At 66.0% G+C, this 20,585-nt stretch carries 24 protein-coding genes; 11 read left to right on the forward strand and 13 right to left on the reverse strand.

The window, feature by feature from the left end:
* Positions 1 to 18: 18 nt before the first annotated feature.
* Positions 19 to 594 carry a GNAT family N-acetyltransferase gene (locus BME24068_RS19150; RefSeq protein ID WP_096507031.1) on the reverse strand — a complete coding sequence of 192 codons (576 nt, stop codon included), beginning with the start codon at positions 592 to 594 and terminating at the stop codon, positions 19 to 21.
* Positions 591 to 1,709 (reverse strand): MsnO8 family LLM class oxidoreductase, encoded by a 1,119-nt coding sequence (locus tag BME24068_RS19155; protein WP_174927036.1) that lies wholly within the window; start codon positions 1,707 to 1,709, stop codon positions 591 to 593. The genes BME24068_RS19150 and BME24068_RS19155 overlap by 4 nt, the downstream gene beginning before the upstream one ends.
* Before the next feature lie 338 nt (positions 1,710 to 2,047).
* Between BME24068_RS19155 and BME24068_RS19160 the strand changes: the two genes are divergently transcribed.
* Positions 2,048 to 3,355, forward strand: a complete 1,308-nt coding sequence (locus tag BME24068_RS19160; RefSeq protein WP_174927037.1) for an NtaA/DmoA family FMN-dependent monooxygenase — start codon at positions 2,048 to 2,050, stop codon at positions 3,353 to 3,355.
* A 162-nt stretch (positions 3,356 to 3,517) separates the two neighbouring features.
* Here the strand turns inward: BME24068_RS19160 and BME24068_RS35070 are convergent, their stop codons facing one another.
* The 5 genes from BME24068_RS35070 to BME24068_RS19185 all read right to left on the reverse strand — a co-directional run bounded on the left by BME24068_RS35070 (position 3,518) and on the right by BME24068_RS19185 (position 5,891).
* Positions 3,518 to 3,991, reverse strand: coding sequence for a hypothetical protein (locus tag BME24068_RS35070; RefSeq protein WP_239007960.1), 474 nt, complete (start codon positions 3,989 to 3,991; stop codon positions 3,518 to 3,520).
* Between the two features lie 65 nt (positions 3,992 to 4,056).
* Positions 4,057 to 4,278 carry a hypothetical protein gene (locus tag BME24068_RS19170; protein WP_096507028.1) on the reverse strand — a complete coding sequence of 74 codons (222 nt, stop codon included), beginning with the start codon at positions 4,276 to 4,278 and terminating at the stop codon, positions 4,057 to 4,059.
* Between the two features lie 48 nt (positions 4,279 to 4,326).
* Positions 4,327 to 5,139, reverse strand: a complete 813-nt coding sequence (locus BME24068_RS19175; protein WP_174927038.1) for a fused MFS/spermidine synthase — start codon at positions 5,137 to 5,139, stop codon at positions 4,327 to 4,329.
* Positions 5,140 to 5,144: 5 nt separating this feature from the next.
* Positions 5,145 to 5,408 carry an HPr family phosphocarrier protein gene (locus BME24068_RS19180; RefSeq protein ID WP_096507026.1) on the reverse strand — a complete coding sequence of 88 codons (264 nt, stop codon included), beginning with the start codon at positions 5,406 to 5,408 and terminating at the stop codon, positions 5,145 to 5,147.
* Between the two features lie 36 nt (positions 5,409 to 5,444).
* Positions 5,445 to 5,891 carry a hypothetical protein gene (locus BME24068_RS19185; RefSeq protein WP_096507025.1) on the reverse strand — a complete coding sequence of 149 codons (447 nt, stop codon included), beginning with the start codon at positions 5,889 to 5,891 and terminating at the stop codon, positions 5,445 to 5,447.
* Positions 5,892 to 6,123: 232 nt separating this feature from the next.
* On the opposite strand from BME24068_RS19185, the gene BME24068_RS19190 reads away from it, so the two are divergent.
* On the forward strand, positions 6,124 to 6,960 hold the full coding sequence (locus tag BME24068_RS19190) for a fused MFS/spermidine synthase (protein WP_096507024.1): 837 nt from the start codon (positions 6,124 to 6,126) through the stop codon (positions 6,958 to 6,960).
* Between the two features lie 12 nt (positions 6,961 to 6,972).
* Here the strand turns inward: BME24068_RS19190 and BME24068_RS19195 are convergent, their stop codons facing one another.
* The 3 genes from BME24068_RS19195 to BME24068_RS19205 form a co-directional block, all read right to left on the reverse strand.
* A complete protein-coding gene (locus BME24068_RS19195) occupies positions 6,973 to 7,170 on the reverse strand; it encodes a ribbon-helix-helix protein, CopG family (protein WP_096507023.1) in 198 nt (65 codons plus the stop codon).
* Between the two features lie 112 nt (positions 7,171 to 7,282).
* Positions 7,283 to 7,546: an HPr family phosphocarrier protein gene (locus tag BME24068_RS19200; RefSeq protein ID WP_162826275.1), complete on the reverse strand. Its 264-nt coding sequence runs from the start codon at positions 7,544 to 7,546 to the stop codon at positions 7,283 to 7,285.
* Between the two features lie 40 nt (positions 7,547 to 7,586).
* On the reverse strand, positions 7,587 to 8,354 hold the full coding sequence (locus tag BME24068_RS19205) for a YoaK family protein (RefSeq protein ID WP_096507022.1): 768 nt from the start codon (positions 8,352 to 8,354) through the stop codon (positions 7,587 to 7,589).
* A gap of 244 nt (positions 8,355 to 8,598) precedes the next feature.
* On the opposite strand from BME24068_RS19205, the gene hyfB reads away from it, so the two are divergent.
* From hyfB to BME24068_RS19245, 8 genes are all read left to right on the forward strand, one after another.
* Positions 8,599 to 10,605 carry a hydrogenase 4 subunit B gene (hyfB, locus tag BME24068_RS19210; protein ID WP_174927039.1) on the forward strand — a complete coding sequence of 669 codons (2,007 nt, stop codon included), beginning with the start codon at positions 8,599 to 8,601 and terminating at the stop codon, positions 10,603 to 10,605.
* Positions 10,599 to 11,549 (forward strand): respiratory chain complex I subunit 1 family protein, encoded by a 951-nt coding sequence (locus tag BME24068_RS19215; RefSeq protein WP_096507020.1) that lies wholly within the window; start codon positions 10,599 to 10,601, stop codon positions 11,547 to 11,549. Before hyfB ends, BME24068_RS19215 begins: the two co-directional genes overlap by 7 nt.
* Positions 11,550 to 12,209, forward strand: a complete 660-nt coding sequence (locus tag BME24068_RS19220) for a formate hydrogenlyase (RefSeq protein WP_096507019.1) — start codon at positions 11,550 to 11,552, stop codon at positions 12,207 to 12,209.
* On the forward strand, positions 12,202 to 13,665 hold the full coding sequence (locus BME24068_RS19225; RefSeq protein WP_096507018.1) for a hydrogenase 4 subunit F: 1,464 nt from the start codon (positions 12,202 to 12,204) through the stop codon (positions 13,663 to 13,665). The genes BME24068_RS19220 and BME24068_RS19225 overlap by 8 nt, the downstream gene beginning before the upstream one ends.
* 3 nt (positions 13,666 to 13,668) lie before the next feature.
* Positions 13,669 to 15,231: a hydrogenase large subunit gene (locus BME24068_RS19230; RefSeq protein ID WP_174927040.1), complete on the forward strand. Its 1,563-nt coding sequence runs from the start codon at positions 13,669 to 13,671 to the stop codon at positions 15,229 to 15,231.
* A complete protein-coding gene (locus BME24068_RS19235; RefSeq protein ID WP_096507016.1) occupies positions 15,231 to 15,746 on the forward strand; it encodes an NADH-quinone oxidoreductase subunit B family protein in 516 nt (171 codons plus the stop codon). Before BME24068_RS19230 ends, BME24068_RS19235 begins: the two co-directional genes overlap by 1 nt.
* Positions 15,747 to 15,896: 150 nt before the next feature.
* The gene (locus tag BME24068_RS19240; protein WP_096507015.1) at positions 15,897 to 16,109 is read left to right on the forward strand and encodes a twin transmembrane helix small protein; all 213 of its coding nucleotides are present in this window, start codon (positions 15,897 to 15,899) and stop codon (positions 16,107 to 16,109) included.
* A 120-nt stretch (positions 16,110 to 16,229) separates the two neighbouring features.
* Positions 16,230 to 16,427, forward strand: coding sequence for a DUF2970 domain-containing protein (locus BME24068_RS19245; RefSeq protein ID WP_096507014.1), 198 nt, complete (start codon positions 16,230 to 16,232; stop codon positions 16,425 to 16,427).
* 200 nt (positions 16,428 to 16,627) lie between these two features.
* On the opposite strand, the gene BME24068_RS19250 is transcribed toward BME24068_RS19245, so the two are convergent.
* Positions 16,628 to 17,581, reverse strand: a complete 954-nt coding sequence (locus tag BME24068_RS19250; RefSeq protein WP_174927041.1) for an AraC family transcriptional regulator — start codon at positions 17,579 to 17,581, stop codon at positions 16,628 to 16,630.
* Positions 17,582 to 17,718: 137 nt separating this feature from the next.
* Between BME24068_RS19250 and BME24068_RS19255 the strand changes: the two genes are divergently transcribed.
* Positions 17,719 to 18,684: an SDR family NAD(P)-dependent oxidoreductase gene (locus BME24068_RS19255; RefSeq protein WP_174927042.1), complete on the forward strand. Its 966-nt coding sequence runs from the start codon at positions 17,719 to 17,721 to the stop codon at positions 18,682 to 18,684.
* A gap of 78 nt (positions 18,685 to 18,762) precedes the next feature.
* Here BME24068_RS19255 and BME24068_RS19260 read toward each other — a convergent pair whose 3' ends face one another.
* A complete protein-coding gene (locus BME24068_RS19260) occupies positions 18,763 to 20,067 on the reverse strand; it encodes a HipA domain-containing protein (RefSeq protein WP_174927043.1) in 1,305 nt (434 codons plus the stop codon).
* Positions 20,057 to 20,341, reverse strand: coding sequence for a helix-turn-helix domain-containing protein (locus BME24068_RS19265; RefSeq protein WP_174927044.1), 285 nt, complete (start codon positions 20,339 to 20,341; stop codon positions 20,057 to 20,059). Before BME24068_RS19265 ends, BME24068_RS19260 begins: the two co-directional genes overlap by 11 nt.
* Between the last annotated feature and the right edge of the window lie 244 nt (positions 20,342 to 20,585).

Below are 20,585 nucleotides of genomic sequence, written 5' to 3' on the forward strand. Positions count from 1 at the left end.
GCAGGGTGAGCCCGCGCGTCACGCGTTCGCGGAGAGACGCAGGCCGTCCGGCGCGGTGTCGGCCGTCGCCGGACCCTCGTAGAGCTCCGGGATCAGGATTTTTCTGAGCCAGACGAGCGGCGTGCCGAGCGCGTTCGTCGAGCGATCGAACGGCACGTAGCCGCCGCGCTCGTAGTACGACTGCAGCCACGGATGATGGGTCGCGGTCGCGAGATACGTCGCGGGCGCCTTGACCTGCGCGGTCAGGAACTGCGTCTCGACGTGTTCGAGCAGCGCGTGCCCGAGCCCTTGCCGCTTGAACGCCGGCGCGACCGCGAACCAGTGCAGGAACGGATGCGGCGTGCGATGGCGTTCGCCGGATACCCACGGAAACCGCACGGTCAACGTGGCCGCGAGGGCCGCGCGGCCGTCGGGTGCCGTCTGCTCCAGCACGAACGTCGTTTCGCGCGCGACGGCTTGCGCGACCCGTTCGATCGGCGAGCGCGTGATCGTGAAGTGCACGCCTTGCGGCACGAGCGGTGCGTAGGCGTCCTGCAGCAATGCATAGAGGGCCGGCACGTCGTCGGCGCCGGCGATGCGGATCGTGTCGGTCATGGCGCGGCGCCTTCGAAGTCCGGCTGGCAGGCGGCCGTGCGCGCGCTCGAGTCTCGCGAGTCCGGTGCGTTCAGCGCCGCCGCGCCGGACAGCAGCCGCAGCGACGCAATCCGCGGTGCGGCGTCGGCGAGCGGCGTGTCGACGACGAATTCGTCGATCCCGTGGCGACGATGCAGCGTGTCGAGCTCGCGCAGTACGTCGTCGCGCGTGCCGTGCACGATGCGCGTTTCGCGCGGCTCGATCCGGTGCGGGCCGTTGCCTGCCTGACGGATGTATGCGTGTGCCTGTTCGAGGCTGCCGACGTTGACGGCCGGCGTGTCGCCGACCTGCACGCGAAAGCCCTGATGGCCGCTTGCCAGTTGCGCGGCTGCGTCGCGCGTCGACGCGACGATCGCGGAGACCGCGAGCAGCGGCGTGCGCCCGCCGGACGCGCGGCGGTACGTATCGAACGCGCGTTCCAGGTCCGTCGCGGATGCGTTCAGATGCGACGCATAGACGAACGCCCAGCCGAGCGTCGCGGCGAGCGTCGCGCTTTCCGCGCTTGCGCCGAGCAGGAACGGGTGTGCGGGCGCTGGCGGGCGCGGCGTCGCGTGCAGCGAAGCCGCGTCGTCCGATGCGTCGTGCGGGATGTCCGTGTGTTGAAGATGACGATTCAGTTCGTCGGCGAGATCGGCGAACGACGGGCGGCGCGCCGGATCGTAGCCGGCCTGCAGCGCGCGCGTCGACAGCGGCAGGCCGCCCGGCGCCTTGCCGATGCCGAGATCGACGCGGCCCGGCGCGAGCGACGCGAGCAGGTTGAAATTTTCCGCGATCTTGTACGGACTGTAGTGCTGCAGCATCACGCCGCCCGATCCGACGCGGATACGCCGGGTATGGGCCAGCACGTGCGCGATCAGGATCTCCGGCGACGGGCATGCGAGCGCGGCCGTGTTGTGATGCTCGGCGAGCCAGTAGCGGTGATAGCCGGCGGCATCGGCGAAGCGTGCGAGCGAGACGCTGCGCGCCAGTGCGTCGGCGGCGGTTTCTCCCGGCGCAACGGGGCTCTTGTCGAGCACGCTCAAGCGGAACGGCAGGGCGGACAAAGCGGAATCGGAGCGAGTGGCGTCGAACGTCATGATGATGCGATCGGCGCGGGTCGAAGCGGCCTGATCAACGGGTTGGCATGACGAATTATTTTTCGCTGCCGTTCGCGCGGTCAAACAATCAAGAAGAATATCGAAAGCCGAAAATATTGGTTCCGGCCGACCGGGGGGCTTGCGTTATGGTCATTGGCTGCGCGCCTCGCGGCGCGTTGCCGGAGCATGCCGGACGATCCGGCGCGAGCGCGCTCGCCGTCGCGACGCCGGCATGCGTCCTCCGACCGACCGGAATCTCAAGGAATGCAGATGAACGACCAGGGTGAACGACGCGCGGCGCGCACCGCACGCCGTCGCGCGACGACCGGAGCCGCATCATGAGCGGCGCGCGCAGACGACTGAAGACGCTCGTCGGGGCCGCGAGCGTGCTGTACGCGCCCGGCGATGCGGATGTGGCGCAGGGCGTGCGACGCGCGGCAGCGCTCGCGCGCAAGGCCGAAGCCGAGAAGATCACCGGTCTTTTCACCGCCGATCTGCTGCAGGCCGATTCGGCCGGCCTCGCCGGCAGCACGGGCAGCCAGGAGCCGATCGTCGCGCTCGCGGCGCTGAGCCAGGCGACTTCGGCCATCGGGCTCGTCGCGACGGTGTCGACGACCTATCACCATCCGTACAACCTCGCACGGCTGATCGGCACGCTCGATCATGTGAGCGGCGGCCGCGCCGCGTGGAACGCGGTGACGTCGTCGGTCGGCGAGGAGAATTTCGGCGACGCGGCGCTGCCCGATCCGGAACGGCGGTATGCGCGCGCGGCCGAATTCGTCGAGGTCGTCAACGCGCTGTTCGACGCGAATGACCCGGCCGCGACGCGCCGCGCTCCGTCAGGCGGCGTCTCGGTCGATCCGCGCAAGCTCGGTGCGATCGACTACCGCGGCGAGCACTTCCAGGTGCAGGGGCCGCTGAACGTGCCGCCGTCGTCGCAGCGCAGGCCCGTGCTGTTTCAGGCCGGGCAGTCGGCCAGCGGCGTATCGCTCGGCGCGCGGTACGCCGAAGTCGTCTACACGTCGCAGCCGACGCTCGACGATGCGCGCACGTTCGTCGCCGAGCTGCACCGGCAGGCCGTTGCATTCGGCCGCGGCGACCGGCTGCCGCTCGTGATGAACTCGTTTCATTCGGTGATCGGCGAATCCGATGCCGACGTCGCGCGGCGGCTGCGCGACAAGCACGAACGCATCGACTACGAACAAGGCCGGCTGAAACTCGCCGACATGCTCGGCGGCGGCATCGACCTGCGCGATCTGCCGCTCGACCAGCCGCTGCCGGAATCGCTGCTGCCGGAGATCGACAGCGTGCAGCGCCGGCGCGGACGCGTGGCGATCTTCATCGGCTATGCGCGCCAGCGGCTCACGCTGCGCGAGCTGATCATCCGCGCGCAGGAGACCGGCCACTGGTTCGTCGCCGGCACGCCGGCGCAACTCGCCGATGCGATCGAAACGCGCTATCGCGCGGGGCTCGTCGACGTGCTGTCGCTGCACGGGCTCGGCCAGCCCGATCAGGAGGATTTGCTGCTCAACGGTTTGCTTCCCGAATTGCGTCGGCGCGAGCTGCTCGACACCGACTATGTCGGCGGCGATTTCCGCGCGAATCTGGAGCTGCCGGCGTTGCAGCGCGAAGCCGCGACGGCGTGAGCGAACGTGGCCGCGTGCGCCGCGGCCGCTGCATGGATTGCGCAGGCGGCGCGATCGTCGTCCCGCGACCGGGTGGCCGTGCCCCGCCGGCGTTTGCCGCGTGGAGCGGGACGACTGTCGACAGGGCCGGCGCGGTGCTTGCGAGCACACACGTCAGCTCGTTTAGGTATCCGATGATTCCGATGACGGGGGGCGCAAGCCGAGTATTTCCGCCTGCCGATGCTGCCATTGAACCAGTTCGTCGCGAAACGCATCGGAGGATTGCCCGGGCGTTACCCGCAATGCGCCGGATCGAAAGGCGCTCGCGGCGCACCAGAACGATCGGGCATCCGGCGGTGCGTCGATGGCGGTAATCGGCAACTGATACGTTCGATGCAGATACGACAGGAAGGCGAGACCATGGCCGCGGCGTCTCATCGACGGGCAAATGTCCAGCCGATGGATGTAGACCCGATCGGTTCGTGGCGCCAGACTGTATATCGCCGTGCCGACGGTGTCGCCCGACGCCGCCAGGATCACGACTTCCCAGCCCGAATGGCGCGCATGGTCGATGCCCGGCTCGATCGCGATCGGCCGGGATTGAAAATGAATCGCGGGAAGCCGTCGGGATTTGCGTCGCGCGACAAGGGACCGCAAGCAGGAAAGCACGTTCAGCCTTTTGTCATGTCGACCGTGCGATTCTCGAGTGACGTCGGCAAAAACTATTTCCGGTTCTTCAGGAACGTCTGTCCGGCCGCCGTAATCGAAACGCTGCCGCGACCGTTCGTCGGATAGCGCACAAATCCGGCGCCGATGAGCTCCCGGGTGATGGACCAGCCAAGTGCGGGCGTATCGCGACCGTAGCGAATATCGGCCAGGCGCTCCAGCGCCCAGATCGCGGATGCCGAGATGGTCGGAACAGTCGAAGTTTCGTTTTCGCTCATGGCTTCTCCAGAAATGTGATCATGATCAGGTGCGCGGTATGTCCGGACTCAAACGGCAAGACACGCACTCAGGCGCGTCCAGTCGTAACCGGCGCCGACCTCGATGCGTACGGCCGCCTCAACGAGGTCGATGCCGTGCCGTCCACGGTGTCGATCCGCACGTTCAATCAATGTTTCGAGCGACGGTAGCGGTGCGTCGTGCTTCCACGCGAAGGCGATCACGTTGCCTGCGCTGTCCTCGGCCGGTGCGAGTGCGACTGAAGAACCGAACGTTTCATGAAGTCTCGCGAGACGATCGCCCAGGCGCGGATCGTCGCCCAGCAGATTGACGACAAGCACGCCGTCGTCGTTCAGGCGCGCGCGACAGGTGTCATGGAACGCGGCGCTGCAGAGTTCCGACGGCGTGCCATCCGCATTGAAACCATCCAGCAACAGGGCATCGAATGTGTGCGCGGTCGTCGACAAGTGCTGCGCCGCATCCGCGCAGATGATCGTCAGTCGTTCGTCGTCGGGCGGAATGTGGAACCGGTCGCGAAGGGCAATCACGTCCGGATTGATTTCGATTGCCGTGAGATGGGTGTTCGGCAGGTTCCGATGGCAATACTTCACCAGCGAACCGCCGCCGAGCCCGATCAAGCCCACGCGGGCGGGTTCCGGCTGAAGCAACAGGAAGCCCATCATCGTGCGCGTGTAACCGAGTGCGAGGGCATCCGGGGCCGCCCGCAGCATGGTGCTCTGCATGCCGCGGCCGTCGAAGCACAGCGAGACGAGGTGCTCGGTTTCCACGACGATCGGCTTGTCGGCGGCCTGGGCCGGGGACGCCGAGCGCAGGCCCAGGTACGGGAGATCGACAGGTGGCACGCGGGTCAGCCCTCCTGCAGCAAGGGCAAAAGCGCGTGCAGCGCTGCCTCTTCGTCCGGGCCGCTGGCGAGGACTTGCGCGGACGTGCCGCGCCGTACCTGAAGCGACGAGATGGCCATGCCATCCTTTGCATTCCCGTGGCGCCCGTTCGCGATCAGCAGGATGTCGCTGTCGAAACGGCGCGCCGTGTCCACCAGCTCATCGCGCACGGACGCCGCACCGTTCCGGCTCCATGCGGAACCTATTTCGAAATAGACGACGGTTGCCATGTTCCTCGCGTATGCCGTGAGATTGGATCGTGGTATTCAGTGGGACGGGGCGAGCTGGCAGGCCATCAGAAACGCCTGGAACTCCATTTCCCATGCGGCGTTGCGCACATCGATATCGAGGCCGGCGAGACGCTTCATTTCCTCGCCCAGATACACCGCCTTCAGCAATCGAGGAGACACGCCCTGCGCGAAACAGCAGCCATCCACGTCGAGCAGCAGGCGCGGGTGGTGGCGGAATCGCGCACTGGCCACCGAGATCGGATCCATCACATGCCGGGCCGACTCCCTCGGATAAACGAAGGCCAGATGGATACCGGCTGCCGCCAGCCGTTCACCCGCATCGTGGAAGCGGTGAACCATCTGGAAACCGCGCTCGCCGCCGCGCCCCACGCCCACCACGACAAGCCCCTGACTTCCCGCGACCTCCAGCAGGGATACGGGGCGCCGATCGGGCAACAGCAGCATCCCATCCATATCGAACATGTCGACTACCTCCGCAAATTCGCCCGCAATTCCGGCGAACGGCGGTTGGCAGACATTATAAGGCGACGTTAAGGAAATGTGTATTGCATTATAATGGTGTGTGCGCTTGTTCAGTCGTCGGCCCGTCCGCGAGCCGATGACGTGCCGCGCGCTCACCGATGGCGAACGCGATTGTCGTTGCGGTTCGCCACGGGGGATCCCACCCACTATTTGCTTACCTGGGCTATCGAGCATGGAGCAGGATCGAACCTCCTACGATGCGTTCGTCAAATTTCTGTCGACCCCGTTGAACGACGGGCGCCCGTATGTATTGGAGACGCAGCATGCACGCTCGCTGCACTTCGATCACCTGGCCACCCAAAGCTTCATGTCGCTGCGCACGCCGGACAAGCTTGCACTCGGCTACACGCGAACCATGATGGGATGTCTGCTGCTGTACCCGGCCGTGAGACACATCTGCATGATCGGGCTCGGCGGAGGCTCGCTGGCGAAGTTCTGTTATCGGCATCTGCCCGACGTCGCCATCGACGCGGTCGAAATCGATCCGGAAGTCATCGCACTGCGCGACGTGTTCAGGATTCCTGCGGACGATGCCCGGTTCAAGGTGATCTGTGCGGATGGCGCGGAGTACGTGACCCGGGAGGACGTCCGCACGGATGTGATCCTCCTGGATGCCTTTGTCGCGGAAGGGATGCCTAGCCGGTGCGCGGATGTCGCGTTCTTTACCGCCTGTCGCGAGCGGTTGAGCGATGCGGGGGTGCTCGCAATCAACCTCACGGACGACGATCCGTCGCTGCCCGCTTACATCGAGCGGCTAAGCGCCGTGTTCGGTCTTTCGTATGCGGTGGTCCGATGCGAGGACGACAGCAACTTCGTCGCCTTTGCCTGGAAAGGGCCGCTTCGACTGCCGTCCCGGCGAGTGCTGTTCGAGCGCGTGCTTTCGTTTGCTTTTGCCGGCGAACTCAAGCTCTCGTCGATCGCCCGGCGCCTGAAGGAAGGGGAGCGCCTGGACCCGAAACGATTGATCTGGCATGCGCAGGGGCACGCGCACTGGGAAATCGGCGCCTGAACTGCCTCGAGCTCAGGCCGCGCTTCGCTTCACCCGCTTGCTGAGCGGGCTTTTTGTCTTGTAGTTCACGCCGTGCTGATCGAGATATTCGCGAATCAACTGCCGCACGACTTGCGACGGCGTCAGATCCTGCGCCGCGCAGAGCATGTCGAACGCGGCTTTCTTGGCGGGATCGATCAGGATGGTCAAGCGTGCGGTTTTCGTTTCCATTGCGGGGCAGAGTCGGCAAATATGCTAATCGAATTATAATGCATTGGCCCTTGGCGAGCGGCACCGGACGGCGTGCGGCGCCCGCGTGTCGAGCGGGTTCGGCGGCAGCGCCTCAAGCAGGGTCCGCCGCCGACAGGACGTTGACCAACGCGCGAACGGCCTCGCTCGCGTCGGCGCCGATTGCCGTGACATGAACCAGGGCGCCGGAGGGGACGCACAAGGTCATCACGGACATCACGTCCTTGGCGTTGGCCGTTCTGCCTTGCGACGTGCAGGCGACCTCGCTTGCGTAGCGCGACGCCGTCGCCGCAACGAGGGCGGAGCGGTGCCCGTTCAGACCCAGGCGTCCGCCGACATGAACTTGCTCTTCGACCATGCGTTCTCCGAAGTCGGGTTGCGTTTCGCGTTGTGCCGGCTCATGACCTGCGGTCAAGCCGGTAGAGATATTCAAGCACGTCGTCCACAATGGGCACGATCGCGAGCGTGACGAGCGCCGCGGCGAGCGGCACGGTCGAGACGTAGCCGACATGCTTGAAGCCGATAGCGCCGGCCAGGCCGCCGACGAAGAACGACGTCAGCATCGTTCCGTGAATCCTGAGCTTCGCGCGGTTGGCGATCACCGCCTGCGCGTGCACATCGGCATGCGAGCGATTCCAGTAAAAGAGCTTGCCCAGCTCGATGCCGAGATCCGTCACGATGCCCGTCATGTGCGTCGTGCGGATTTCCGCCCCCGACAGCTTCGTGATCATCGCGTTCTGCAGCCCCATGATGAAGCACAGCAGGATCACCGTGACCGGCATGAAGAACGCTTCCCAGAGCGCGAGGTGGCTGCCGAGCAGCCCGAACAACAGCAGCAGCGCAGCTTCGACCAGCAGCGGCAGCACATACTGACTCTGCAGGCTGCGGCGACGCCCCCAATTGACGAGCACCGCCGAGCACCCGGCGCCGACCAGAAACGACGCCAGCGAGCCGATGCCGGCCAGCACGAGCCGGACGTCGCCGAGCGCCGCCTGATCCGCGATCGTCGACACGACTCCGCTCATGTGCGACGTGTACTGCCTGACCGCAAGAAAACCGCCGGCATTGGCGGCGCCGGCGATAAAGGCAAGCGAAAACCCGAGCTGGCGGTTCGCGGCCGCACTGCGGTGTTTTCCCGTCAGGCTTCGGAAGTACTGCGCTGGCATAGGGTCTTTCCTCAGTCGCCAGGGTCGGGGCAATGACGCCCTGAACGGAGCCCGGAGCGCCGCGACCCATCGCCGCGGCCATCCGTTCCATCCGGGGAAGCATGAGGTTTATATGATAACGGCATTATCATACCTTGTTATCCAGATTTGATTTTCGGTGTCATAATGCGGGCAGGAATACGTCGCGGGAGCCGCGGCCATTCCAACCACCTCGTCCAACCCGAGCGTACTGGAGACATTCCGGATGGCACCCGTGCCGGTCGTCCATTTCGTCCTGCTGGCCGTGGCCGCGTGGCTCGCGGTCGGTACGCTGGGGCTCGGGGCCTTGCATCGCACGCGACTGGTGGCCCACGGCCTGTTTCCGCTCGGCGCACTGGCCGGGCTGCTCATCGGCGCGGCGGGCCTCGCCGGCATCTTTGCCGAGCCCTCTTCGGCGGTGCTGCCGATCGGGCTTCCCGGCTTGCCCTTTCATCTGCGTCTCGACCGCTTGTCCGGCTATTTCCTGTTCGTGCTCGGCCTCGTCAGCACGGGGATCGGCGCCTTTTCGGCCGGATATTTCCGCAAGGGCGAAGGGGCCGCGCCCGGGCTGATCTGCTTCGAATACCATGTCTGCGTCGCGAGCATCGCACTGGTGCTGATCGCTGACGATGCGTACGTGTTCATGGTCGCCTGGGAGACGCTGACGCTGTCCGCGACGTTTCTCGTGATGACCAACCACCGGATCGGCGAAATCCGCCGGGCGGGTTATCTGTATTTCCTGATCTCGCACGTCGGCGCGCTCGCGCTGCTGCTTTGCTTCGGCATTCTGCAGGCGCGCACCGGCGACTACACCTTCGCCAACCTGCGCGCGCAGTCGCTGGATTCGCTCCCCGCATCGTTCGCGTTCCTGTTCGCGCTCGTCGGGTTCGGCGCGAAGGCCGGGATCTTCCCGCTGCATGTGTGGCTGCCGGAGGCCCATCCCGCGGCACCGTCGCCGGTCTCGGCGCTCCTCAGCGGCTTCGTGCTGAAAGTCGGTCTGTACGGCCTGCTGCGCGTCCTGTTCGACCTGTTGCACGTGCAGATGGCGTGGTGGGGCGTGCTGCTGCTCGTGCTCGGCATCGGCACCGCGCTGCTCGGCGTGGTGTTCAGCACCATCCAGGTCGACATGAAGCGCCTGCTCGCCTATTCGTCGATCGACAACGTCGGCCTGATGATCGTCGCGCTCGGTCTCGCGGTGCTGTTTCGCGCGTACGGGATGACGAGCCTGTCCGCGCTCGCCCTGACCGCGATGCTCTATCAGATCGTCGCGCATGCGGCGTTCAAGAGCCTGCTGTTCCTGGGCACGGGCGCCGTGCTCCACGCCACGGGCGAGCGCAACCTCGGCAAGCTCGGCGGACTGATTCGCTTCATGCCGTGGACCGCATGGGCGGTACTCGCGGGCGTCGCGGCGAGCGCGGGCCTGCCGCCGCTCAGCGGTTTCGTGGCCGAGTGGCTGCTGCTGCAGGGTTTTCTGTTCGCGCCGCAGTTGCCCGATTCGGTGCTCGCCATGACGGTGCCGATCGCCGCCGCGCTGGTCGCCATGTCGGCCGCGCTAGCCGGCTACACGATGGTCAAGTTCTTCGGCATCGTGTTCCTCGGGCAACCGAGAGAAGCGAAGCTGAACCGCGCCCGCGACGCGAACACGTGGGAACGGCTCGCGTTCTGCTGGTTCGCGGCCGCCAGCGTGCTGCTCGGGCTGATGCCCGCGCAATTCGTCAAGCTGCTGGATCGCGTCACGCACACGCTGGTCGGGGCCGGCGTCGGCGCGGCCAATCATGGCTGGCTGCTGTTCGCGCCCGTATCGGCCGCTCGTGCCAGCTACATGCCGGCCGCGTTCATGCTGTTCTTCATCGCCTGCTGCGGGCTCGCGTGGCTGCTGGTGCGGCGTTTTTATCACGGCCGGCTGCGCCGCGCGGCGCCGTGGGGCTGCGGTTTCCCGTTCACGACCGCGCGCATGCAGGATACGGCGGAAGGCTTCGGGCAGCCGATCCGCGAAATCTTCGCGCCGCTGCTGCGCATCGAGCGGCAACTGCCGTCGCCGTTCGACGCACAGCCGGCCTACCGGGTGTCGGTGACCGATCGCACCTGGTCCGCACTCTACGCGCGCATCGCGGCACTGACGCAACGCGCCGCCGACTGGGCGGGCCGCCTGCAGACAGGCAAGATCGCGGTTTACCTGACATACAGTTTCGTCGTGCTGATCGTGCTTCTGATGTTGGTGAGACGATGGTAACCCTGTCCGGCGTCATCTCGCAGACCCTCGAAATCGTGATAGCGATCGCGGCCGCGCCGTTGCTCACGGGCTGGGTCAACCAATGCCGCGCGTGGCTTCAGAACCGGCGTGCGCCGTCCATCTGGCAACCCTACCGGATGCTCCACAAGCTGTTCAACAAGGAGTCGGTCATCGCGCACGGCGCGAGCCCCGTGTTCCGCGGCGCGCCCTATGTCGTCTGGGCCGCCATGACGCTCGCGTGCGCGATCGTGCCGACACTGTCGACCGAGTTGCCGCTGTCGCCCGCCGCCGATGCGATCGCGCTCGTCGGCCTGTTTGCGCTCGCGCGCGTCACGCTGTCGCTCGCGGCGATGGACGCCGGCACGGCGTTCGGCACGCTCGGCGCCCGCCGCGAAATGCTGATCGGTTTCCTCGCGGAGCCGGCCCTGCTGATGGTGCTCCTGTCGGCCTCGCTGATTACGCAGTCGACGCTGCTGACGAGCATCGTCGCGACGCTCGGCCGCGGCGAACTCACGATCTATCCGAGCCTGGCGTTCGCCGGCATCGCGTTCACGCTGGTCGCGCTAGCCGAAAATGCGCGGCTGCCTGTCGACAATCCGACCACGCACCTCGAGCTCACGATGATCCACGAGGCGCTGATCCTCGAATATTCGGGACGGCACCTTGCGTTGATGGAGTGGGCGGCAAGCCTCAAGCTGTTCGCGTATTCGTGCATCGGTCTCGCGCTGTTCGTGCCCTGGGGCATCGCGAATGCGGGCGATCCGGTGGCGCTGCTGCTGGCGGTGCCGGTGCTCTTCCTCAAACTGACGGCGGGCGGTGTCGCGCTCGCCGTGGTCGAAACGGCCAATGCGAAGATGCGCCTCTTCAGGGTGCCGGAATTCCTGGCGACCGCCTTCCTGCTGGCCGTGATCGGCATGCTCGTTCACCTGCTGCTGGGGGCATGAATGCACGGCTACGCGACGCAACTGATCAATTTCCTCGCGGCCGTGCTGCTGATGCTGTCGTTCGCGATGCTGAGCCAGCGCCGGATCCTGTCGCTGATCCATCTCTATACGCTACAAGGCGTCGCGCTCGTGTCGGCGAACCTGATCCTCGGCTTCGTCACGAACGACGTGCACCTGTATGTGTCCGCCGGGCTGACGCTCGTGCTGAAGGTCGGCGTGATCCCGTGGTTCCTGTATCGGCTCGTTCGCAGGCTCGACGTCACGACCGACGTCGAGCCGCTCATCAATATTCCGACCACGCTGCTGATCGGCATCGTCCTCGTGATCATCGCGTTCAATGTCGCCGCGCCGATCAGCCAGCTCGCGACCTCGGTCGCACGCGGCACGCTCGGCATTGCGCTTGCGTGCGTGCTGCTGTCGTTCATGACGATGATCACGCGCGCCAAGGCCATTCCGCAGGTGATCGGCTTTCTGTCGATGGAGAACGGGTTGTTCTTCGCGGCGGCGGCCGCGACCAACGGCATGCCGATGATCGTCGAGCTCGGCATCGGGCTCGACGTGCTGATCGGCATCCTGATCCTCGGCGTCTTCATGTTCCAGATTCGCGAGCAGTTCGACAGCCTGGACATCCATCACCTCGAGAAACTCAAAGATGAATGACGCCGACGTCGTGCTCGCCGTGCTGGGCCTGCCGCTCGCGGGCGCGGCGTGCCTTGCCTGCGTGCGGCCGAGCCGGGTCGCGCGCCATCTGAACGTCGGCTTCAGCTTCCTGACGTTCGCGGCAACGCTGGTGCTTGCCGCGCGCACCGTCGAGCACGGGCCGTCGTTCGCATTCGGACGGGCGTTTTTCGTCGATCCGCTCAATGTCTATCTCGTTGCGCTCACGGCGTTCGTCGGCTGGACGACGTCGCTGTTTTCCCGGCCCTACATGCAGATCGAGGAAGCCCGCGGCCGGATGACGACCGCGCGGATGCGGCTCTATCACAGCATGTATCAGCTCTTCATGTTCGCGATGCTGCTCGCGCTGCTGACCGACAACGTCGGCGTGCTGTGGGTTGCCATGGAAGCCGCCACGCTCGCCACCGTGCTGCTCGTCAGCGTCTACCGCACCGCCGCGAGCCTCGAAGCCGCATGGAAGTACTTCATCCTGTGCGGCGTGGGGATCGCCCAGGCACTGTTCGGCACGATCCTGCTGTACCTCGCCGCGAGCCGGCAACTGACCGACGGCGACGCGTTGCTGTGGACGAGCCTGGCCGCCGTCAGGACGCAGCTCGACCCGACGATCGTGTCGATCGCCTTCGTGTTCCTGCTGGTCGGCTACGGGACCAAGGTCGGCCTCGTGCCGATGCACAGCTGGCTGCCGGACGCGCATGCCGAAGGTCCGACGCCGATTTCGGCGGTGCTGTCCGGCCTGCTGCTGAACGTCGCGCTGTATGCGGTGCTGCGCTGCAAGGTGCTGGCCGACGGCGCGCTCGGCAACGGCCTGCCGGGGCGGTTGCTGGTCGGGTTCGGGCTCGTGTCGGTTTTGATCGCGTCGTTCTCGCTGTTCCGGCAGAAGGACGTGAAGCGCCTGTTCTCGTACTCGTCGATCGAGCATATGGGCTTGATGACGTTCGCGTTCGGGCTCGGCGGCCCGATCGCGACGTTCGCCGGACTGCTGCACATGACGGTTCATTCCCTCGTCAAGTCGGCGATCTTCTTCGCGGTCGGCCATGCCGCGCAGAAGGCCGGCACGCAGGCGATCGACGGTATTCGCGGGCTGCTGCAGGTCAGCCCGGCGGTCGGCTGGGCAATGATGCTCGGCGCGCTTGCGATTCTCGGCCTGCCGCCGTTCGGCGTGTTCGCGAGCGAATTCCTGATCCTGACGACGGCCATGAACACCCTCCCGTGGACCGCGCCGTTGCTGCTGCTCGGGCTCGCCGTCGCGTTCGCGGCGATCTTCGCGCGCGTGCAGCGGATGGTGTTCGGCGAAACGACGACGGCGACCCCGCTCGAACACCGGCCGGCACTGCTGCCGGTGTTCGTGCATCTGGGACTCGGCCTGATGCTGGGGCTGTACGTGCCGCCTTATCTGGCGATGTGGTACCGCCAGGCTGCGACGATGCTGGCGGGGTAAGCGATGCGACTCGACTTGATTCAGGCGGACGGCTCGATTCGCCTCCGGCACGAGGCAGGCCAGGTTCCGGCTACGGTGGTCGACGTCGACGAACCGCGATGGCTCGAGATCGCACAGGCCGCGCGAATGGAGCAAAGCCGGCTCGTTGCGATGTGGGGCGGCGAAACGCCCGGGCGCGTGTTGTCGGTCAACGCGGCGTACGAATGTGACGACGGGCTCCTGTGGATCCGTCTCGCGACAGGGCGGCAACCGCGGGCCGACGGCGACTATCCCGATCTCGCGGGCGTGTTTCCCGCCGCCGCACGCATGCAGCGCGCGATTTTCGACCTGACCGGCCTGCGCGAGCGCGATGCGCGTGACACGCGCCCGTGGCTCAATCACGGCAACTGGCCCGGCGACTATTTCCCACTGCGCAAGCAGGCCACCGGAATCGAGCGATTCGAATCGAACGAAGCGGATTATCCGTTCGTGCAGGTTGCCGGCGACGGTGTGCACGAAATCGCGGTCGGACCGATTCACGCCGGCACCATCGAGCCGGGCCATTTCCGGTTCTCGGTCGTCGGCGAGAAGGTGCTGCGACTCGAGGAACGGCTTGGCTATACGCATCGCGGCGTCGAACGGCTGTTCGAACGGACGGCCGCATCGAACGGCCATCGCGTCGCGGGCCGGATCGCCGGCGACTCGACCGTCGCGTTCTCGTGGGCCTATTGCATGGCGCTCGAGCAGGCATGCGGCACGGCCGTGCCGGCGCGTGCACTGGCGTTGCGCGCACTCCTGCTCGAGCGCGAGCGCATCGCCAATCACCTCGGCGACCTGGGCGCGCTCGGCAACGATGCCGGATTCGCGTTCGGTCTCGCGCAGTTCTCGCGGCTCAAGGAGAACTGGATACGGACCAACGGCGGGATCTTCGGGCATCGATACCTGATGGACCGGATCGTGCCGGGCGGGCTGGCCGTCGACATTCATCACGAGGACGCGGCGGTCCTCGCCGAACAGTGCGAACGCATCGCCCGCGAAGTGCACGTGATGCGGAAGATCTACGAAGACCAGTCCGGGCTGCAGGACCGGTTTCTCGGCACCGGTCGACTGACTGCCGACGTCGTCGCGCATTTCGGCGTGCGCGGCATGGCCGCCCGCGCCAGCGGCCAGACCTTCGACGTGCGCGCGAACCTGCGGCCGGCCCCTTACCACGACCTGGCCGTGAAGGCGGCAAGCGATGCGCGCGGCGACGTCGCCGCGCGGGTCGCCGTGCGGTTTGCCGAAGTCGACGAATCGCTGCGTCTGATCGGCGCACTGCTGGCGGCGCTTCCGGACGGGCCGATCGTCACCGGCGTCGCGCCCGCGACGGCGCCATCCAGCGGCGTCGGCTGGGTGGAGGGCTGGCGCGGTGACATATTCGTCGGGCTCGAGACGGCAGCGGGCGATGCCATCGCCCGCTGCCATTGCCACGATCCGTCGTGGCAGAACTGGCCGGCGCTCGAGCACGCGATCATCGGCAACATCGTTCCCGATTTCCCGCTGATCAACAAATCGTTCAACCTGAACTACGCGGGGCACGATCTCTGATGTGGCAACTCATCCGTCAATTCGCGCGCACCGAATTTCCCGATGAACCCGTGCCGGCCACGGAAGCCGCCTGGCGACACGAGGTGCAGCAGATTCGTCAGGACATTCTCGACCTCCTCGGGCGCGCATTGTGCATCAGGCAGATCGACGCGGGTTCGTGCAACGGTTGCGAGCTGGAGATCCACGCGCTGAACAACCCGTACTACAACATCGAAGGGCTCGGGATCAAGTTCGTCGCCAGCCCGCGCCATGCGGACCTGCTGCTCGTGACCGGCCCCGTCACGCTGAACATGAAGGCGGCCTTGCTTGCCGCGTACGACGCGACGCCGGCGCCGAAGCTGGTCGTCGCGGCCGGCGAGTGCGCGTGCACGGGCGGCATCTTTGCCGACAGCTATGCGGTGTGCGGCCCTGTTTCGTCGGTCCTGCCCGTCGATGTGACCATTCCCGGATGTCCGCCGCCGCCGGTCGATTTGCTGCGCGGCATTTTGACGGCGTGCCGATCGCGCGGAGCGTGAAGCCGCCGTCCGTGGCAATCCTTCAGCGGCGAGACCTCGCTGGCTCCCGCGGTGAGCACGACCGGCATCGGGTGTCGGCGACGTTGCTGCCGAGCGGCAAAAGCCGGCTGCATTGATTCAAACTGATTCTGATCTCGCAAGGCATGAAAAATGAAGACGTTTCTGGTTGCTGTCGCATTTGTTTTGATTATCGGTAGCTTGATTTCCGCGCTGTACTTCATGAATCACGACCGGGGCACAACCAAGCGCATGGCATGGTCGCTCGCGGCTCGCGTCGGGTTGTCGATCACGTTGTTTCTGGCGCTGCTCATCGCGTATCGGCTGGGCTGGATCGAACCAACCGGTCTTCCTATCGGACGATAAGGCGCGCGGCCTCCGACGAAACATGAGCGAACGAGCCGCGTCGCAAGAACAGCGGGATTCTCGCGCGCTTCGCGCCGCGCGATATCCCGCATTATTTTTATTCAGGTGAAGGAGAACTATATGGCTGAAACAGGTAAAGATCAGATCGTTCGTGCGTTCCGCGCGGTCTTTCTGGCGTTTCTCGGGATCAACAAACGAAAAAATCTCGAAGCGGATGCGACGCAACTCAATCCCTTCGCCGTGATCGTTGCCGCACTCGTTGCAGTCGCTATTTTTATCGTGTTGCTGCTGTTCGTCGTGCATCTGGTCGTGGGTTGACTGTTGGCGCCGGCGCCGACCGGCCTTGTAGAACCCCCGTTGAGAGGGCAGGGGGTGCGGCTCGCGGTATTTGCGTCTGATCGAGTTTGGGTGGTAAATCGTGGCGTTGTGATAAGAATACTTATCCCGACGATGATGATGCGAATGAATGCGATTGGCAAAATGCACGATCCGCCGTGCAACTGAACCCTGAATGAACGTCAGCCAGGCCCGGCGTCGAGCGCGTCGCGCGGCTGACCGTCCGGTGCGCGGGCCTTTTCATGGCGATAAGCGCTCGGCGAGCAGCCGACGATGCGCTTGAATGCATGGCCGAACGCGCTATCCGAGTCGTAGCCGAGCATTTGCGCCACCGTCGATATGGATGCGTCCGAGCGTCGCAGTTCCCGCATCGCGAGCTGTATCCGCCAGCGCAGCACATATTCGAGCGGCCCGAATCCCAGCCGTCGCTTGAAATGCAGCGCGAACGTCGAACGCGAGACGTGGCAGCAGGCTGCGAGCGCGTCGACGGTCCAGTGTCGCGCCGGGGCCGCGTGGATCGCGGCAAGCGCGGCGCGCACGCGGGCATCGGCGAAGCCGGCGAGCCACCCGACATCGCTGTTGGCGCCGCTATCGACGTAGCACCGCAGTATCTGCACGAGCATCATGTGCCCGAGATGGCGGACCATCAACGATGCGCCCGGCGACGACGCACCGAATTCCTGCGCAAGCTGTTGCAGCGCCCAACGCAGGACCGCCGCCTGGTCGGATTCGCCGCTCACGATCACCACGGGCGGCAGGCTGCCGAGCAGCAGCGGCATGCCCTCGTCGTACGAGAACCGGCCGCCGATCAGAAAGCAATCGGCCGGTTCGCCATAGTGGGCGATGCCGCGTTCGACATTGCGGTACACGTCGGCGACGGTGAGCGGCGCCACCGACGGATCGCTCGCGAGGGTGAATGCCCGCGGCGACGCGAGCAGGAAGCAGTCTCCCGTCTGCAACTGCACGGGGGGGCCCGCGCCGTCGACCGTCAGCCAGCAGCGTCCTTCGACGACCGCATTGAACTTGATGCCTTCGGGCGGCGGAAGGTCGACGGCCCACTCGCCGCCGGCGCGCAGGCCGGTGAAATACGAGTCGCGCGTTTTCAGCAGCGAGAGCACTTCGGATAGCGGATCCACGTACGGCCCCGGACGATCTCGACGAAAAACCGGATTCTATTGCATTCACAGTTCGGGCGCCGGTCCGCAGAATGGTCCGTACAGCGACGCAGCCGACGGGCGGCCGCGTGCTTGACGCAGCATGCGTGGAGGCTTCAATGACGAGCAGGCAGCACCCCCTTCATTCCGGATTCGATGCCGCGTCGACGGCGAGCGACGTCCTGAGCGGACTCGATCTTCGCGGCAAAACGGCCATCGTCACGGGAGGCCATTCGGGACTCGGCCTCGAAACGACGCGTGCACTGGCGCGGGCCGGCGCGCACGTGGTGGTCGGCGCACGGCGCGCCGATACCGCGCGCGACGCGATGCACGGCATCACCGGCGTCGAAGTCGCAGAACTCGACCTCGCCGATCTCGCGAGTGTGGCCGTATTTGCCGCCCGGTTCGTCGATGCGCGGCGCGACGTGCACATCGTGATCAACAGCGCGGGCATCATGGCGTGCCCGGAGACGCGTGTCGGCCAGGGCTGGGAGTCGCAGTTCGCCGTCAATCACCTCGGTCACCATGCGCTCGTCAACCGGCTGTGGCCGGCGCTCGCGCATGGCCACGGTGCTCGCGTGGTTGCGGTGTCGTCGCTCGGACACCGGCTGTCGCCGATCCGCTGGGACGATCTCCAGTTCGCCCGTGCATACGACAAATGGCTCGCGTACGGACAGTCGAAGACCGCGAACGCATTGTTCGCGGTGCAGCTCGACGCGCTTGGTGCGTCCAGCGGCGTGAGGGCCTATTCGTTGCACCCCGGCAAGATCGCGACGCCGCTGCAGCGTCACCTGACACGCGAAGAAATGATGGCGCAGGGATGGGTGGACGCGCACGGCGAGCCCATCGATCCGACCTTCAAGACGCCGGCGCAGGGCGCGGCGACCCAGGTATGGGCCGCAACGTCGCCGCGTCTCGCCGATATCGGCGGGGTGTACTGCGAGGACTGCGATATCGCGGTCGTCACGCAAGGCGACGAGGAAGCCGGTGTGCGGCCGCACGCGATCGATCCCGAGGATGCGGCGCGTTTATGGGCGCGGTCCGCGGCATTGACGGGAGTCGATGCGTTTGCGGTTCGCCGCTGACGGGCATGGAAAGACCCGGTGCGGTACCGCGGCGTGTGGACGAACGCGGCATGCCGGGCAGGCCGCGCGCATGCCCGCTCACCCGAGCGTCGGCCGCAGCGCCTGCCGCATCTCCGCGACCGGCATCGCCACGATCGAATTCAACAGCCGGACTTCCCCCGCATCCGGCCGTGCGATCTCCCGCACTTCATCGAGCGTCAGCGCAACGTTGCGGTCGAGCGGTTCGAGAAAGCGCTGCAATTCGCTGGCCGCCGCTTTCTCCCGGAGCCCGAGCGCCTGGCCGAACGCGATCAGCGCATGCACGTCGATGTCCGCAAACCGCGTCGCCGTGCCGAGCGGCATCGTCAGTTCGCAGTGCGGCCAGTCATCGCCGCGATGCTCGGGGCGGTGCGTCGGCGTGTGATACACCACCGTGCTGACGATGTCGTAGAACGGCGCGAGCCGGTAGCCGCGCGCATCGACGAAGAACGACAGGTTTTTCAGATGCGCGTCGGCATTGCCCACCACCACATTGAACACGGTCCAGCGGAACACCGACAGGCGCGTCAGCGCACGCGTGCTGGTGCGATCGATCGCACGCGCGAGCTCCTGTGCATTCGCGCGCTGGTACTTGAAACCGCGGTCGTAGTTGAGCAGCTGCATCGCATCGATCGTATGCACGCGCCCGGCCGGCTTCGACGCGACGTCGCGGTCGAAACGATCGATCACGTAGCACGCGGACGGCGCGCGCAGGAAATGCACGTCCGGCACGTCGAGCCCCATCCGCTTTGCGAGCTTCATGCAGAAGAACTCGTTGATCGCCGAATGCGGGTAGCCGGCCGCGCGCATGTCCGGCTTGAGCAGGTGCATCGACGGCTCGCTGCCGACGGGTTCGAACAGCGCGTAGTCGGGCGCGTCGCCGCGCAGCACCAGCAGCAGCTTCTGCTGCGCGCCGGCCGCCGACATGCGCTTGGGCGCGGTGGCCGTCAGCGCGCGCTGCGGCATCGCCTGGATCCGGCGCTCGAGTTCGTCGAGCGGCAGCGGCTGCAGGCTTCCGGGCGCCTCGTGCTCGCCGTCGGCCAGCAACGTGAGCGCGCCGGCCGACTCGCGCCCGAAGTACGCGAGCAGGCCCCACGCGTCGGCCGCATCGACCTTCGCCTCGCGCGCGAGCGACATGCGCATGCCTTCCTCGGGCAGCAGATTGTCGAAGAACCACTGGACCGGGCGATCGGTGGACGTGTCGACGAACGCGTCGGGACGCAACGGGAACGCCGGCGACAGCGGGTAGGCCGCCGGGGACGCGCGCCACTGCGCGTCGTACGCGAACGACCAGATGCCTTTGTCGTCGGTCAGCGTGCCCATGCGCACGCCGTTTGCGGAGGCGATCAGCGTGTTAGCCGCCATGGGCGCTCCTGCGGCGTTGCGCGGCCTTGCGCGCGGTTTCTTCCGAAATCTCGACCGACGACGCCGCGTACAGGCGCACGCCGAGCTCGCCGAGCAGCAGCATCACCTTGCCGATTTGCGCGGTCGGCTTTCCGGCTTCCACCTGACTGATGAATTTCGGCGACAGCCCGGTGGCGTTCGCGAGTTCATCGCGGGTGAAACCCTGCTGGAGCCGCGCGGCCCGGATAAGGTGGGCAAGCGCGCCGATCGTATCGACAGGCTGACTCTCCGACATGACGTTCTCCGTGCTTCGTATCTGATCGGGAACAGTATTGCATAACTCGCGCGTTCGGACAGGTTTTCGTATTCGCTCAGAAACGAATGGGCGTTCGCTGCTTTCGAATCGGCATTTCGTACCCGATCGGGAACCAGTAATGAAGAGAACGTGAAAAAAAGGGGAATTCGTATCCGAACGGATGCGGAGAGGGCGATGTTCCGTGCCGTGACGCTGCAGTTCGCCGCCCGTGACCGGCGAAGCC

Source organism: Burkholderia anthina, from assembly GCF_902498995.1.
In the GTDB taxonomy this organism is placed as follows: Bacteria; Pseudomonadota; Gammaproteobacteria; order Burkholderiales; family Burkholderiaceae; genus Burkholderia; species Burkholderia anthina.